Genomic DNA, 17596 nt, shown 5'->3' on the forward strand with positions numbered 1-17596 from the left:
TAACTGAAAAACAATGATATAAATCAGTTTCTACTACTTTTTTAAATCAAAAAAACAACTATACAAAATGAGAAAATAATGGGATTTACACTATTCGCGATATAGGGTAAAATGGCCTACAAATCTTTGTTTTTCCTTGTCGTTTGCATTTACCACGTACCAATAATCCCCTGTCGGAAGTGGATTGCCATCGTAATTTCCATCCCATTTTTTTACTTGGTCCAATTCAGCTACCACCCTACCATATCGGTCATAAATAATCACTTCGATATTTGGGAAGAATTCCCTGTTCTCTGGATACCAAAAATCATTTAAGTTGTCACCGTCCGGGGTAAAGAAATCCGGCATTTCAGGCATTCCCTCAAAGTTAAAGGGCATTACCAAATTGGCCACACACCCCCTAGCATCCCTCACCATTACATGGATATTGGCGTCTTCAGTAATATTGAACACATTGGTATCCCCATAGGATTCTTGTTGAAAGAAAAACTCATACCCACCAAAACCACCTGTTGCGATGGCCGTGACCTCATTGGGTCCGGTTTTAACGGCTTCCAAGGTCAAAGGTTCATAGACTTCAATTTCAAAATCAACAAAAGTGGCACAACCATTTTCGTGGTAAATATAAACTGTGTGCGGTCCTGGTGGTAAGTTGCCAAAAGTCCGTTGGGGCGTTGCGATAGAAATATCATCAACATCCAAAGCAAATAACAAACGTGACAATTGAGAATTATCCCCAATCGAGATTCTAGCCGTACTGTTCGGGAAAATACCATCGCATCCATATTCAATAATGGGCTCTGCGACAATGTCCACACCTACGCCAATATCCACAATGGCATTGGTTTGACAACCATTGGCATCACGTATGAACACTACATAGGTTTCACCCCCTTGCAGGTTATCAAAGAACATGCTGTCATTTTGAACAAAGTCAGCTTCGTCCGCGGAGTTGACACTAGTGTAGTATGGAGCTGTTCCTCCAGTAACCTCTAAGGTCATGGAACCATCACCATCCCCTAAACAGGTTTCAGGTGTTGTTTCCAGCACCCCGGCCACCAATTCCATGGGTTGGGTAATTTCAACTGTTCGGGTAATGGTACATCCTAAATCATCTTGGATGATTATGTCGTAAGTTCTCGGTACTAAATCCGTAAATGTTTTTCTATTTGGATTATCTGGGTCATCGCCTTCAAAGAATTCACTCAGCGTATCGGAAATGGAATATCTGATTTGACCTGTTCCCCCACTGGCTTCAATAATGATTTGACCGTTGGTATCTCCAGCACACATCACAGGAACAGCTTCTAGATAATCCAACACCAAAGGCTCTTTGGGCTCAATTAATATGGGGTCTGAAATAGCTTCACAACCACCACTTTGAGCATACACATAATAAGTTCCAGGGTTCAATTCCCTAAAAATACCAGAGCTTTGAGCTGGACGTACAATGGTTGCCGCTGTTGGCGGCATGCTGTTGGAATTCACTAAAGTGTACACATAGCTACCGATGCCACCAAAAGCTTCGGAACGGATAATTCCGGTAGCTTCGCCAGCACAGTTAATGGTCGCATTGGTCAAATCCAAGGCAATCACCAAAGGTGCCGCTGGATCCAAAGAAATTTGGTTTGATTTCTCAAACGGACAACCATTGGAGTTTTGAACATCGTATTGAAATGGTCCAGGATCTAAAGTAATGTCGGCCGCAATTTCCACACTGGTCATTCCTGTACCGAAAGGTTCAAATGGGTCTGTTGTGCCTGCTCTTCTGTAGAAATAATCCACACCGGGTTCTGGATTGGTCACGGTAAGCTGCATTCTTCCCAAATCACCACAACCAGGAGGTTGCAACTCTACCAATTCTGCCACCACAATTTCTGGGTCTTGCACTGTGATGGGCGCCGTGGTGAAACTACAGTTCCAGCCATCAAAAATGGTGATGGTATAATCTCCAGAGGACAGATTTCCAAAAGTCGGTGTAGTTTGCAATCCACTATTGGTGCCATCCGAAATTCGGTTCAATTGGAATAAATAATTCCCTGGTCCTTGTCCACCTGAAACATTAAAAGCTTCAATGGCTCCATTGTTATCGTTGTTACAGGCCAAAGGTGTCACTACTTGAATATCGGCATAAATCGGTGTTGGCAATGGCAGGTCTATTTCTGTAAAAGATTCACAACCTCTCAAATCCAGCACATTTACCGTATAAGTATCGGTGGACAGATTTTCAAAAACAGGATTCGTATTCGGATAATCCACTAAAATAGTTCCATCAGAGGCCACCAACTGATATTGATAGGTTCCCCATCCCCCATCGCCGGCAACGGTAATCTCACCATAACCGGGCACATTACAGGTTACGGGAGAGGTTTGAGTTGCATCAACCGTAAGTGCTCTATCTGGAGAGCGAACTGTGGTCACGTTACTCACCACATCACAAAATGGCGAATCCAATGCTTCGATGCGTACCACCAAATTACCGGCCGGCACATTCTGAATAATTTCTGGAGCATTTATTGGAGAATTGGTGTCAAAAGTTCCTGTCACCCCTGTTGAAGTTTCAACTCCAGCATTATCCCTAGAGAATACTTCATAGTTATATACTCCATTATAATTGTTGATTTCCAAGCTGATTACCCCATCATTTCCATCAAAACAGGTTACGGGTTCCACTTCAGCAATCAAGGCTTCCATGGTGTTGTACTCGGGCATATTGATGGTGGTGGTCAAATAGGTACAACCACCACTGCCCACATCGGTTACGGCAAAAATGTAATCTCCAGGTGTGGCAATATCCCAAGTTACACGGTCAGAACCACCAGAACTTCTTGCTGGTTCAGAACCTAGAGGCAGGATTTCCACTTCATAATTTCCAGCCCCTTCATTGATGATGATGTCAATCGTACCCGGATTTACTCCACTTCCAGAGGCATCACAGGTGATTTGGTTCACATTATAACTGAAGGTAATGTCCGTTGGTGAGTTGATGGTCACCGTTGCGGATTCTTCACAGCCATTTTGGTCACGGGCAGTCACCACAATAGTTTGATTGGTTCCGTTGTCGATTACCTCAAAAGTGTTGCTCGTTTGGAAATTGGTGCCATCGAACTGTGGGGTACCATCGTTCATACTATAAGTATATGGTCCAGTTCCTGTAAAAGGTCCCGTGCCATTTCCGTTGGTATCTGTAAAAATGGTGATGGTTGCCGTACTGAACTGATTGCTGGACGGATTACAGCTAAATTCGGTATTTGTAGCGTTGACCATCAATTCAGTAGGTTCCGTAATGATAATATTTCCAGATCGGTCGGTACAACCTCTATCGGATACTACCTCCACTTGATAAGTGTTTGGCGGAAGGTCATCAAAAACAGGAGACCCTTGAGGTCCAGCCAAAACAGTTGTGGTTGCGCCGTCATACAACACATAACTCAAAGGGGTATCGGTATCGGTTCCTGGCATCAATTCCACCGATATGGTCCCGTTTGCCGCTCCATAACAGGTTACATCACTATTGGGCGTGGCGCTAATTATAGGTGAATTAACCGTAGACACATTCACAATGGCTTCATCGGAACATAATGGCGAGGTATTGGAGTCCAAATCGGTTACCAAAATATTGTAATCTCCAGGATTCACATTGGTAAATTCATTACTACTTTGTGCTGGCCCAATATTGGCCAAGGTATTGGCATCACGTAATTGATATTCAAAATTTCCACTACCTCCAGTGGTATTTACGGTAATCACCCCATCTCCAGCATTACAGGTTGGGTATGAAGTGGCATCTGCAGTAATTGAGAAGAAATCAAAAACTTCGGCGGTTACGGTATTGGTACAACCATTCCCATCTCTTACGATAATCTCATAACTACCCGGATTGGGCACTATAAAAGTGGTGCCATTTTGGAATCCGCTTCCTAAATCATATTGAAACGTTTCTTCTGGCAATCCAGAGCCCGTTGACAATGGAGATACTATATTGATTTGATACCCACTTGTAGCGGTACACTGGTTGATCACATCAATCACGGGGTCGGGCACCCCAGCTTCTTGAGTAATGGTCATGGTAGTGAAAGCGGAACAGCCGTTTGCATCTTGCACATAAAAATCGTAATCAGCTGGGTATGGCCCTGCTATTTCAAAAGTAGTTTCTGTGCTAAAAGTTGTTGGTGCAGAGTTTCCTGCTGGCACATAAGCATAGGAATAAGGTTCTGTACTTCCGAATCCTCTCAGGGTGACCAAAGCTCCGACATTACAGGTGGCTTCCACAAAATTATCAATGGAAATGGAAACGGAACTGATGTCGACAAATGCCAAAGTGCTACCACTACAACCATTGGTATCGTCACGAACTATGAGTTGGTAGTTCCCTGGGACCAAACCAGTAACCGATCCATTATAAGGAATGGTTTCACCTGTAAACGATTGGGTTGAAATTGTTGCTCCCGTATCTGTATTTTCAACAGTAAGCGTAAAGTTCCCTGCCCCTGATATTCCGGAAACCTCAAAATCAATGGAACCACTTCCAGCAACACTACACGATGCCGCTACCGAATTGGCAGTTACCGCAACGGTACTTGATGGACCAATGGGGTCGATTTCTTCGATGTAAGTACATCCGTTAGCATCCCTAACTTCTACAAAATAGGTCACACCCGGAATTACCTGACCAGTGAAATCGTACGTATCTCCTCCTGATGTTGCAGGATTAAATGTTGGTTCGCCAACCAATCTAAATTCGTAAGGTGCTGTTCCTCCCGTCGCTTGAACTCGATATGGAAAAGATGAATCATCACAATTGGCAGGATCTGAATCCAATGGAATCAAATCCAACTGGTTTTGATCTATAACTATTTGGTCACGATCCTCACAACCTTGTGCATCTCTTGTAATCACCGTGTAATTGCCTAAAGGTAAATCAGGAAAGTTCACCGTAGTACTCATGGTCCCATTGGAAGTTGCGATAGTGCCGCCAAATTCATCCACCAACACAAAATCAAAAGGGCCTACTCCATTGTTGATGGTCGCAGAAATGGAACCGTTTACAACTCCCATTGCACAAATGGCATCGGTTGGGGTTGCAGTCGCATCCAAGGGAGTACTGGCCGCAATAGTCGCAAAATATTCTGGGCTTACACATCCTCTACTGTCACGAATTACAAATCCACCATGGGTACCTGGCCCATATCCTGAAAAGATATTTTGGGAACTAAATGTTGCTCCACTATCATTACTATACTCGTAAGGCGGGATGCCTTGTGAAAAATCTGGAACCAACTCCACAATTCCGCTAGCGTTGTCTCCACATTGTGTGTCCGTTGCCACTACAGCACCTGCAATGGTTTCAGGTGGAGAAATGGTTACCACATTGGATTCGGTGGTACATCCCTGAGCATCAGTAATCAAAAATTGATAGGTAGTATCGGTGATGATAGAACCATCATTCGGAACGGAATACACGAAGAATGTTCCTGATATTGAATTACTATCCGATGAATAAGGCCCTCCGTTGATACTCACTTCAAAACTGGTATAATTTCCGCCAGAGGTATAACCATTGCTAATGTTCACTTGAATCTGCCCATCTGGCCCAGCACAATCCAACTCTTGAATGGTAGTGGCATTGGCTATTACCTGAGGCTCAATTGTAGTGGTTACGGTATCTCTACAATCGTTTGCATCCACAACTTCAATAGTATAGGTGCCCGGGGAAAGCCCTGCAAAGGAATTACTTGCTCCCAATGTGCCATTATTAATGCGATATTGGTAAGGTGCCAAACCTCCCGTGGCATTCACCACTAAAGTGGCTGCCGTAAAATTGTCATAACATAAATCGGAAGCGCCACTATCCAAGGTCAAGGTCGGGGCATCCAAACGTGTAAGTGTAAAGCTATCGGTAACGGTACATCCATTCGCATCGGTCACACGTACTTGGTACAATCCATCTTGTGAAAGATTGGAAAAAGTACTGCCGTTTTTAGGCCCTCTGGTAGAACTATCGGGTTGTGTCAAGGTATATCGATTACCACCCCAACCGCCAACAGTATTGATACGAACGGAGCCAATATTTCCATTTTGACAGCTCATATCGGTTACGCTCAAACTTGAAATGGCAAAAGCGGTCGATGGCTCTTCAACCACCAAGGTTGCTGTATCGGTACAATTGGTTTCTTCATCGGTCACAGAAATCACATAGCTTCCCTCTGTTAATCCAGTTAACGGAATGATACTGGTATTTTGTCCAGTGATGACCGAGCCACCATCGATGCTGTAACTATAGGTTGAATTGAACCCATCCACCAAAAATCGTCCCTCACCATCATTATCTCCAACACAGGTAACCACTTTGGTCTGTTGTGCTTGCACACCAATGGAACTAATATCTGTAATGGCATAATTTTCATCATAAGAGCAGCCCTCGGTATCGGTCACCCGAAAGGTATACGTTCCCAATCCTAATCCTGTAAAGGTGCTATTACTCCCGTTGTTGATGGCACTGGTTGCTGGAGCAATAATCTCAAATGTATAAGGACCTGTTCCACCTGTTACGGTCAAATCCAAAGAGGCTGTAGTGGTGATACAATCCAAACTTGAAATACTGAAATCCAAATTGGTAGGTTTGTTCAGTGCATTAAATTGAATATTGGGCAAGGCTTGCACACAGCCGTTGGCATCACGAATAAGTGGTGTATAATTACCAACTCCCAAATTTGGAAAAACAGGATTGCTTCCGAATCCCGCTCCAATGGAATATTCATAAGGTGCCGTTCCTCCGGAAACCCCAGAAATGGTGATTTGTCCGCCATTTTCATTCAAACAAGTAGGCTGGGAATCTGGAGTTGCAGTTGCCAATATCGTGGTCGGTGTACCAATAGTTGCAGTTTGTGGGGTTGTGGTGCAACTAAAGGCATCTTGCTCATAACGTAAAACCACATCATAAGTGCCAGGTGCCAAATTGGAGAATACATTACTAATTTGAAAGGTGGCACCATTGTCCACACTATAAGTGATTTCATATCCGTAGCCGTTGGTCACATTAATGTTTATCCGACCATCATCAGCTCCTCCACAATTGGCATCTTCCTCGGTAAAACTGAAAATAGGTGGCGGAATATTCTCCACATCCACAGCTGCAGTTCGCTGACAACCATTGGCATCTTCAACCAAAACATTGTAAGAACCTGCTGCATTTACGGTAAAACTGGTGGTACTATTATAGGTTGAACCAAAAGCTCCTCCGTCCACGCTAAAGCGATAAGGCGCAGTTCCGCCCGATGTGCTCAAATTCACATTTACAGAAGTGGCTCCACAGCCAAAACTATCGGAGGCCGTGGCCGATACCGCCAGTGGACTGATACCATTTCCTATTTGAATGGGATCGCCATCGATATCTGTGGTCACGGTTTCAGAACAATTATTGGTATCAACTCTAATACTGTAGGTTCCAGGACTTACGTTCGCAAACGTATAGGAATCAGAACCATTAGGGCCAAAAGTATCCACGGTAACGCCATTTTTCACCAAGCGATAGGTATAAAATCCGGGTACCCCTGAAACTTGAACGTTCACACTGCCTAATTCACCACTACACTGAATATCATTAGTGGTCACATCCACATTAATATCTAAATCGTCAACAGTAACCTCATTGGAAGGAAACACACAAGCACTCTCGGAAACGTTCTTCAAACGAACATACACCCGGTAAGCACCAGAAGCCGTAATATCAAAAAATGGGTCATCTTGGTAAGGTCCCGAAGCATTGTTCAAACTATACTCGTAACCGGCTGGCACATTGGTCACCTCAACCCTACCCGGATTTCCGCACATAATATCTTCTTTGATCAATTGCGGATTTAAAGGGTTCAGCGTTGCCTTAAAATAATAATACTGTCCCGAATTTACCCTTACCCGAAACTCTCCAGCGGTGGATAAATTATACGTAGCGTTGGTTCCGACCGTATTCCAGGTACATGCATTATTGATGGTAGGACAGTCATCTACCACAGTTGGCGCACAGGAATTAGGGTCTAGCTTTTGCCATTCGTAACTACTGCCGGAAAGACTTAAGGTTAAAGTTCGGATATCGCTTGTACCGCAAAGAAAGAATTTGGCCAAGGTACTTCCATCGTTGGAACACACCACCTCTTCGTTCGCTCCATTTAAAATAGTGGCAAACATAGGCACTGGGGTAAACGCTTCGGAAGTGTTTACTTGGTCTATTTCTTGGGATGAATCGACAACTTCTAATTCCGATTCTGGTTCAACTACTGCAGATACATAATTGGCTAGTATCGTTCGTGCATGGGTTTTTGCTAATACCGTGTAACCTGAGATTGATATGAGCACCAACAACATGACATATAGCAGATGCCTTGTTTTCTGTGGGAGCATAGGTTAAGTCTTGTTAAGAAGAATATTTCAGATTTGGGACCTAAAAATTCTAAATAGTAATTATCTATTCTTATAAATTTCTCTTTATCTTGAACACACCCGCCTACACAAAATGTAGCCGTTTATCTATAAAATCTGTTATTTCAACGTGAAATTATGCAAAAAAGTCTCTTAGTTCCCTATTTTTTCGTTGTACTGCTTAGTACATCTTGCGCCCAAAGCACGGATAAAAACTTACATATTCCCGAAACGGTTGATTTTACTACTGAATTGGTAGTTGGAGACCTGCAGAACCCATGGGGTATGGTTTTCTTACCTAACAATACCCTTTTAATCTCTGAAAAGACGGGAAAACTGCTTCTTAACTCATCTGGAAAGACAGTTGAAATTGAAAATCCACCGATAGTCTACAATAGAGGTCAAGGTGGGTTAATGGATATTGAACTACACCCGAATTATGAGCAAAATGGGTGGATCTACTTTTCGTATGCCTCAACGGAGGGAGAAGGGAAAGGTGGCAATACCGCTATTATGCGTGCTCGACTTAATAATAATCGATTGGTTGACCAGGAAGTCCTCTATAAAGCCACTCCAAACACCACAAGAGGGCAACATTTTGGCTCCCGAATTGAGTTTGACAAGGATGGTTATCTCTTCTTTTCGATTGGCGAACGAGGTAATCGTGATGTCAACCCACAGGACATTACCCGTGATGGAGGTAAAATATATCGCTTGCATGATGACGGAACCATTCCTGCCGACAACCCATTTGTTAATTCCTCAGGTGCTAAAACTGCCATTTATAGTTATGGACACAGAAACCCCCAAGGATTAACACTGCATCCTGAAACAGGTATTTTATGGGAACATGAACACGGACCAAAAGGTGGTGATGAAATCAATATCATTCAAAAAGGAAAAAACTACGGTTGGCCCGTGGTTACCTATGGCATCAATTATAGTGGCACCAAAATAACCGATGACACTTCCAAACCGGGAATGGAGCAACCACTTTACCAATGGACACCGTCGATTGCCCCTTCAGGAATGACCTTTGTGACCTCGGACAAATATCCCAAATGGAACGGAAATTTATTGGTAGGATCTTTGGCTTTTCAATATTTGGAACGCTTAGAAATGAAAAACAACCAAGTGGTCTATCGTGAAAAATTGTTGGACGGAATGGGCAGAGTCCGAAATGTGCGTCAAGCGCCCGATGGTTTTATTTATGTTGCTATCGAAGGAAAAGGAATTTATAAATTGATGCCGAAATAATCCTTTTATTTTAAAGCATCAACAGCCAATTTTACCGAGCCGTATTTTTTAAGCGCTTTTTCCGCAGCCTCGTAATCCAACCCTGTTTCTTCCATAATATAACGAGTACCACGATCCACCAATTTGATGTTGCTCAATTGCATGTTCACCATTTTATTGCCCTTCACCCGGCCAATGCGAATCATCAAACCTGTGGAAATCATATTGAGGACCATTTTCTGACTGGTGCCACTTTTCATTCGGGTACTGCCCGTTAAAAACTCTGGCCCAACATTTACCTCAATCGGAATTTCGGCAGCTGTCGCCAACGGCGAACCTGGATTATTGGTGATTCCAACGGTTAAAAGTCCGTTCTCTTTTGCCTCTGTAATTCCCCCTAAAACATAAGGTGTAGTACCTGAAGCCGCAATGCCTACCAACACATCATTTCTATTGATGTCAAAAGCCAACAAGTCTTTCCAGGCCTGTTCGGTGTCATCCTCCGCATTCTCAACCGCTTTTCGGATAGCTTGGTCTCCACCAGCAATCAAACCAATTACCCGATCGTGTGGCATTCCAAAAGTGGGTGGAATCTCCGAAGCATCCAAAATTCCCAATCGGCCACTGGTCCCTGCTCCAATATAAAACAGTCTGCCCCCATTTTCGAATCGTTGAGCTGTTTCTTCCACTACTTTGGCAATCGCTGGCAATACTTTTTCAACGGCATCTGCCACTTTTTTATCCTCCGCATTGATGTTGGAAACAATCTCCAATGCATCCATTTCGTGCAATCCATCGTAATGTGATGGCTCTTCGGTAATTTTAATGTGCTTATCCGCCATTATAATATTTGTAAGTTCAATTTTTTAAACGCATCCAGTTTTTGGTCCCAAGGTTCCAGTTCCGTCACCATGGTATTAATCACATTTAAATGACAAGTTCTAAAACGGTGCTGGGAATTCAATTTCTCGGAAATGCATAAAAGTACCGTTTTCTTGCTTGCATTGATCACAGCTTTTTTGGTCTGCACAATATCCCAATCAAATTCCGTCAAGCCAAATTCGGTATCCACATAACCGGTACCTATAAAACTGTAATCCACCTTAATTTCAGATAAGGCATGAATCGCACTCGATCCCATGGCAATCTGGGAATCCTTTGAAAGCGTACCGCCAATAAAAATGGTCTCTACATTGGGTTTGCGCAATAATTCCATCGCCACCGGCAAACTCAAGGTAAAGCAGGTGAGTTTAAGGTTAACCGGCAACAATTTGGCCAATTCGAGACAGGTGGTGCCTCCATCAATCAAAATCACACTGTTGTTTCGTAGCAAGGTGATGGCTTTTTTGGCTATTGCAATTTTCTTGTCCAATGCATATACATTACTGATTTGCGTACTGTGGTTCGCAAAACCCATTGAAACAGCACCTCCATGCACCTTCACCAAGAGGTTTTCTTCATCCAATTCCTTCACGTCCCTCCGCACGGTATCGATGGACACATTCAGTTTTTCCGCCAAATCGGGTAGTAATACCTTATTGTGCAACTCCACTTCATTTAAAATAGCATGTTGTCTCTCCTCTTTAAGCATGTACCTATCCTTTTCTTTCAAAATCAAAAGTAGAAAACAAATGCAGAAAGTATCTCCTGCATGATTAAAATGTTATTTTATCTTAAATATTGCAATTAACAGCAAATATATTGCATTTTTTTGCTGTTAATTGCTTTTTTAAAGTATATTTGTACCCTATAAAAGCAATAAACATGCAAGAATTAGCGGACAACGTAGTAAATCAAGAACCTTTGGACACAGAAACCCTAAAGTTCGAAAAGATCAACACCCACATTTATCAAGATTCGCATAAAGCATCTTGGTATGTAGCCAACGAAATCGCCAGCCTTATCAAGCAAAAGCAAGATTTGGGTCAAAAAGCAGTTTTGGGATTGGCAACAGGGTCCACTCCTGTAAAAGTGTATGAGTATTTGGTGCAGTTTCACAAAGAAGGAAGGTTAAGCTTTAAAAATGTAGTGACCTTCAACTTGGATGAATATTTCCCGATGGAACCCACCTCCATCCATAGCTATGTTCGCTTTATGAACGAGCACCTCTTCGACCATATCGACATAGAACCCCACAATGTTCATATTCCAGATGGCAATTTAGCCAAGGATGACATCAGAAAGTATTGTTTGGATTATGAAGAAAAAATCCAAAACGTTGGTGGCATAGACATTCAAGTGCTCGGTATTGGTAGGACTGGACACATCGGATTCAACGAACCCGGTTCTTCCTTAACCAGTAAAACCCGTTTGGTACGTTTAGATCGCGTAACGCGTCTTGATGCAGCAAGTGATTTCTTCGGCGAGGAGAATGTTCCAAGAAGAGCCATCACCATGGGGGTTGGCACTATAATGGACGCCAAAAGAATCATTATAATGGCTTGGGGTGAAGGAAAAGCCCCTATCGTACAACAAGCTGTTGAGGGTGAAATTAAAGAATCCGTACCCGCAACATTCTTGCAACATCATAAAAACTGTGATTTTGTTCTGGACGGTGCCGCTTCATCATTCTTAACCAGAATCAAGACTCCATGGTTGGTGACCGAATGCGAATGGGATGAAAAACTCATCAAAACTGCATCCATTTGGCTTTCTGAAAAATTGGACAAAGCCATTTTAAAACTTACCAACGAAGATTATAACGAATACGGAATGGGGAACCTGATCGCAGAAGTTGGTTCTGCTGAACAAATTAACCTATCCGTTTTTAATCAACTACAGCGAACCATTACTGGCTGGCCTGGAGGAAAACCCAATGCAGATGATAGCCAGAGACCCGAAAGAGCACAACCGCACCCAAAAACATCCTTGATCTTTAGTCCACACCCCGATGATGATGTGATTTCGATGGGAGGAACTTTGCTTCGCTTGGTAGATCAAGGGCACAATGTGCACGTCGCCTATCAAACATCAGGAAACATTGCAGTGTTTGACGACGAAGTAATTCGCTTTTTGGATTTCGCCACAGATGTACAGAAAGACAACAAAGAACTTCAAAAGAAATTCAAAGAAGTACGCAAGTTCTTGGCCAATAAAAAACCAGGAGAATTGGACAGCCCTGAAGTGCAGGAATTCAAAGGTCTAATCAGAAAAGGGGAAGCCTTGGCCGCTTGTAGATATTGTGGAGTGAAAGAAGAAAACGCCCATTTCCAAAACCTACCCTTTTACGAAACTGGAGCGGTACGCAAAAAACCGATTTCCGATGAAGATGTTCAAATCACCTACGATTTGCTGAACAAAATTAAACCGCATCAAATCTTTGCAGCAGGTGACCTTTCCGACCCTCACGGCACCCACCGAGTGTGTTTGGATGTGATTTTCAAAGCCATCCAACGCCTATCGGACGAAGGTTCTGACTGGATCAGAAATTGTTATGTGTGGTTGTACCGCGGTGCATGGCAAGAATGGGATATTGCTGATATGGAAATGGCCGTACCGATTGGCCCTAAAGACATGGCGAGAAAAATCAACGCCATTTTTAAACACCAATCACAAAAGGACAGCGCCATGTTCCCTGGAAACGACGAAAGGGAGTTCTGGCAACGTGCAGAACAACGAAACAAGGATACGGCGAACCGATACAATCAACTTGGAATGGCGGAGTACGAAGCCATGGAAGGTTTTGTTCGCTATCATTTTAGCTAAATCCACCAAGATTCGTTTATCTTAGTCAACGGCAATACAATTTATATGAAGTCATTTAAAATAGCGGTCGCCACTTTGGCGACCGTGTTGCTCCATACCGCTTGCAACACCAACACTGAAAAAAAAGAGCCCACCACCCCTACTTTGGAAGAGAAAATTGGCCAAATGATCATGGTCGGGTTTCGTGGAACCTCTGTAAACCAAAACGATGCCATTTATAAAATGGTGAAGGATTACCATATTGGCGGCGTGGTGCTCTACAGTCGTGATTTACCCTCCAAGGAAACCGTAAAACGAAATGTGGAATCTCCCGAACAGCTTAAAAAATTGAATGCGGACCTACAGGCCATAGATTCCACCAAACTTATCATTTCCATTGATGAAGAAGGTGGGTTTGTAACCCGTTTGAGTGTTGAGGATGGCTTCGAATACCATAAATCGCACCAAGCTATCGGGGAATTGAACAATACGGATTCCACCAAAATTTGGGCACAAAATATGGCAGCTGAATTGTCTTCTTTGGGCATCAATATGAATTTTGGGCCTGTAACGGATATTAACATCAACCCAGAAAACCCCATTATTGGTAAAAGGGAGCGTAGTTTTTCAGATTCCGTGGATGTGGTGATCAACAACAGCCGAATTTTTATTCAAGAGCACACCCAACACGGTATTGTTTGTGTTCCAAAGCATTTTCCCGGACACGGAAGTTCCCAAAACGATACCCACAAAGGTTTGGCCGATGTAACAAATACCTGGTCTAAAAAAGAATTGAAACCCTTTAAAGCCTTAGTGGATGATGGCGCTTTAAATGTGATCATGACCTCGCACGTGTACAATAAAAATTTGGACACCTTACCTGCTACGCTATCCCCAAAAATTATTGACAGCTTATTGCGAAAGGATTTTGGTTTTGATCGAGTGATCATGTCAGATGATATGCAAATGCGGGCCATTTCCAACTTTTATGATTTTGAAACCAGTATTGAAAAAGCCATTACTGCAGGGGTGGATGTGTTGTTATTCTCCAACAATGCAGCACCATGCCCTAAAGATGAGGAAGACTGCGTAAAAATCCCATTTGACCCCGAAATTGGAAAAAGGGCCATTGATCATATCTCCAAATTGGTGAAGGAAGGAAAAATTTCAGAAGAGCGAATTGATGAAAGCTATCAACGTATTTTGAAATTGAAGGCGGGGTTATAGAGGTTAAAAAAGCATTTATATGAACATTCATATTTTCTGAATTGAAATCAAAAACACTCAAATTTTTAATTCAATACGGTTTAAAAATCGGTGGACTATTTATTATTCTCATTTCTTTCATTGTGATCAATAATGGAATAGTCCGAAGGAAAATAACAAAAGAAAACAGGATTGTATCTGCAAAGGTTTTGGAAGTTCCACTTGAATGCAATAATCTTGGAAGAAGAGGTGGTTATTACAAGTTGGAACTTAACGGACAGATTTTTGTGAAAAATGGTAATCGATTTATTTGTGAGCAAGTTATAGGAAAGGATAAAGTAGATGTGCTGACAAATTCTAAAAAGGATAAAATCATTTTTATTAATGAATATCAAAATTCAAACGATTTTTTATATGGAACTATATTAATGCTATTTGGGTTAGGAATAGCTCTACAGGGCAAGATAAAATTCCTTTTAAATAGAAATTCAAGAACATAAAAGTCTAATTTATCTATTCAATGAAACGCTACAAAGTTTTAGGGCTAATGTCGGGCACTTCCTTGGATGGGCTGGATATGGCATATTGCCATCTTTGGGAAGTGGAGGGGCATTGGCACTTTTCCATTGAAAAAACCAAAGAAATCCCCTATTCCGAAGAGCGACGAGAGTACCTTAAAAATGCTATTCATCTTTCCGAAGAAGACCATGCGCAACTCCACAAAGATTTTGGCGTATGGCTGGGGCAACAATCCAAAGCATTTATCGAAGAACTGGATGAGGAAGTGGATTTTATTGCTAGCCATGGACACACTTCCCACCATCGCCCTGATGAGGGCATTACCTTTCAATTGGGAGATGGACAATTGTTGGCCAATTCTAGCGGTACCCAAGTGGTTTGTGATTTCAGAACCAAAGATGTGTCCCTAAAGGGACAGGGAGCTCCACTGGTACCCATCGGAGACAAATTGTTATTTCATGAATACGATTTTTGCCTAAATCTGGGAGGTATCAGCAACATTTCCTTTGATAAAAACGGAGAACGCATTGCCTACGACATCGGATTGGCAAATATGCCGTTGAATTACATCACCCATAAAATGGGTCTGGATTATGACGAAGATGGCAATTTGGCCCGTTCAGGAAAATTGGACCATACCCTACTCCGAAAATTGAACAGTTTGGCCTATTACAGCTTACCTTATCCTAAATCCACTGGATTTGAGTGGTTCTCGGCCGAAATTATTCCTTTAATAGAGAAGGCCAAGATTTCCAATGAGGATTTGTTGCACACCTTTATCCATCACAATTGTGACCAAATCGCTTTTGCTGTTCTCAAACATAAAAACAATGGCAAATCCAACAGCAAATTGTTGGCTACGGGTGGCGGAGCATTAAATTCCTTTTTTATGGAAACTCTTCAGAGCAAATTGGGCTCCAATGTTGAAGTGGTAATTCCCAACAAAACCTTGATTGCCTACAAAGAGGCCTTGGTTTTCGCATTAATGGGGGTGCTTCGTTTGGAAGGCAAGACCAATGTACTGAAATCCGTTACGGGTGCCACAACAGATTCCTGCAGTGGAGAAGTTTACTATCCGAACCCAAACTAACTAGGATGCAGCCACTCGTTTTCTTTTGGGCAAATGTGTCAAAAGAAATAGCGCTAAAGCAACCATCCCACAAATGGCCAATCCTGCAAACAATGGCCAAACACTATCTTTTACAAAATCCCCTATAAAGGTCGCAATGGGAATAGAAAGTACCGTAGAGATAAACCCGTTAATGGCGGCGCCAATCCCGGCAATATGCCCAATGGGTTCCATCGCAATAGAACGGAAATTTCCCCACATAAATCCTAAACAGAAGAACTGTACGGATAAAAATCCAACCAAAACATAAATATTAGGGTTGGGAGAATTTAAAAATATAATGGAATAGGTTAAGGCAACCAAGCAAAAGACGATGGTGGCCATTAAAGACAGTCTTCGCATGCCAAAACGCATTACCATGGTTCCGTTCATAAAAGTGGACAATCCAATGGAAATGGCCAATCCGGCGAAAATGTATGGAAATACTTCTTTTAAGGCATATTGGTCTTCAAAAATGTGTTGCGCAGAACTCAAATACACCAAAAATGCACCTGTTACCAATCCGGAAATCAAGGTAAAGGCGATGGTTTCCCTATATTTTAAAAACTCTTTTACTCCATCTACAAATACATGTCTGGTAAACGGAATTTTATATTCGGGGTGCAAGGTTTCTTCTTGTCGTTTCCAAAACCAATAGGACACTACTAGCACAAAAAACATCTGCACATAAAAAATGCCTTGCCAACCCGATGCATCCAAAATGAGTTTTCCAATGGCAGGTGCCACTACGGGAACCAAAATGAAAAATGCAGTGACAAACGACATGATCTTGGCCATGTAATCCCCCTCATAAGAATCACGAATGATAGAAATAGAGATGGTACGCGGTGCGGATAAACCAATCCCTTGCAGAATCCTACCCACCACCATGACTTCCAAACTAGGAGCCATCAAACAAATTACACTAGCAATCAAAAAGATGATAAAACCAATGTATACCACGGGCTTTCTTCCAAAACTGTCGGAAATGGGACCAAAAAACAATTGTCCGACCCCCAAACCCAAGAAAATCATGGTCACCAACAATTGATTGTCCGTAGGATCTGTGCTATGTATCGCCTCACCAATATTGGAAATAGCAGGCAAAATGGCATCTATAGCCAAGGCAACGATAGACATCAAAGCGGCCATAAGGGCCACAAATTCAAAGTTAGGTTTCTGATTTTGCTTTTGCATTCGGCAAAATTAGGGATACCCAACGGACCCGTAAAGCTTTTAAGAAACTATTAGTGTTATGTTTTTGCTATATTTTAAGTCAATGATCAGGTCGAGACCAATTGAAGAAACTTTATTAATCGAGCTAATTTGAGTCATCGGTGTCAAACCAATCTCAATTGAATTAGATTCTTCGCTTCGCCCAGAATGACATTTAAATCATTTAGGTCATTTCGAACTGGCAGATTGAGC

The 17596-nt window shown here is 42.3% G+C and carries 9 protein-coding genes; 5 read left to right on the forward strand and 4 right to left on the reverse strand.

The window, feature by feature from the left end; translation table 11 throughout:
- Positions 1–90 precede the first annotated feature (90 nt).
- A complete protein-coding gene (locus ABT310_RS01065; RefSeq protein WP_375324920.1) occupies positions 91–8397 on the reverse strand; it encodes a T9SS type B sorting domain-containing protein in 8307 nt (2768 codons plus the stop codon).
- A 156-nt stretch (positions 8398–8553) separates the two neighbouring features.
- Between ABT310_RS01065 and ABT310_RS01070 the strand changes: the two genes are divergently transcribed.
- Positions 8554–9672, forward strand: coding sequence for a PQQ-dependent sugar dehydrogenase (locus tag ABT310_RS01070; RefSeq protein ID WP_375324921.1), 1119 nt, complete (start codon positions 8554–8556; stop codon positions 9670–9672).
- Positions 9673–9677: 5 nt separating this feature from the next.
- Here the strand turns inward: ABT310_RS01070 and murQ are convergent, their stop codons facing one another.
- Positions 9678–10493 carry an N-acetylmuramic acid 6-phosphate etherase gene (murQ, locus tag ABT310_RS01075; RefSeq protein ID WP_375324922.1) on the reverse strand — a complete coding sequence of 272 codons (816 nt, stop codon included), beginning with the start codon at positions 10491–10493 and terminating at the stop codon, positions 9678–9680.
- The gene (locus tag ABT310_RS01080; protein ID WP_375324923.1) at positions 10493–11242 is read right to left on the reverse strand and encodes a DeoR/GlpR family DNA-binding transcription regulator; all 750 of its coding nucleotides are present in this window, start codon (positions 11240–11242) and stop codon (positions 10493–10495) included. Before ABT310_RS01080 ends, murQ begins: the two co-directional genes overlap by 1 nt.
- A gap of 173 nt (positions 11243–11415) precedes the next feature.
- Between ABT310_RS01080 and nagB the strand changes: the two genes are divergently transcribed.
- Genes nagB through ABT310_RS01100 form a run of 4 tightly spaced genes read left to right on the forward strand, consistent with a single transcriptional unit; the run spans position 11416 to position 16150 of the window.
- Complete coding sequence (gene nagB, locus ABT310_RS01085) at positions 11416–13356, forward strand: glucosamine-6-phosphate deaminase (RefSeq protein WP_375324924.1); 1941 nt, start codon at positions 11416–11418, stop codon at positions 13354–13356.
- A 45-nt stretch (positions 13357–13401) separates the two neighbouring features.
- Positions 13402–14562, forward strand: coding sequence for a glycoside hydrolase family 3 protein (locus ABT310_RS01090; protein WP_375324925.1), 1161 nt, complete (start codon positions 13402–13404; stop codon positions 14560–14562).
- Positions 14563–14603: 41 nt separating this feature from the next.
- Complete coding sequence (locus tag ABT310_RS01095; protein WP_375324926.1) at positions 14604–15041, forward strand: hypothetical protein; 438 nt, start codon at positions 14604–14606, stop codon at positions 15039–15041.
- A gap of 20 nt (positions 15042–15061) precedes the next feature.
- Positions 15062–16150: an anhydro-N-acetylmuramic acid kinase gene (locus ABT310_RS01100; RefSeq protein ID WP_375324927.1), complete on the forward strand. Its 1089-nt coding sequence runs from the start codon at positions 15062–15064 to the stop codon at positions 16148–16150.
- On the opposite strand, the gene ABT310_RS01105 is transcribed toward ABT310_RS01100, so the two are convergent.
- Positions 16151–17365, reverse strand: a complete 1215-nt coding sequence (locus ABT310_RS01105) for a multidrug effflux MFS transporter (RefSeq protein ID WP_375324928.1) — start codon at positions 17363–17365, stop codon at positions 16151–16153.
- Positions 17366–17596: the final 231 nt, after the last annotated feature.

This window comes from Flagellimonas cixiensis (genome assembly GCF_042134615.1).
Classification (GTDB): Bacteria; Bacteroidota; Bacteroidia; order Flavobacteriales; family Flavobacteriaceae; genus Flagellimonas; species Flagellimonas cixiensis.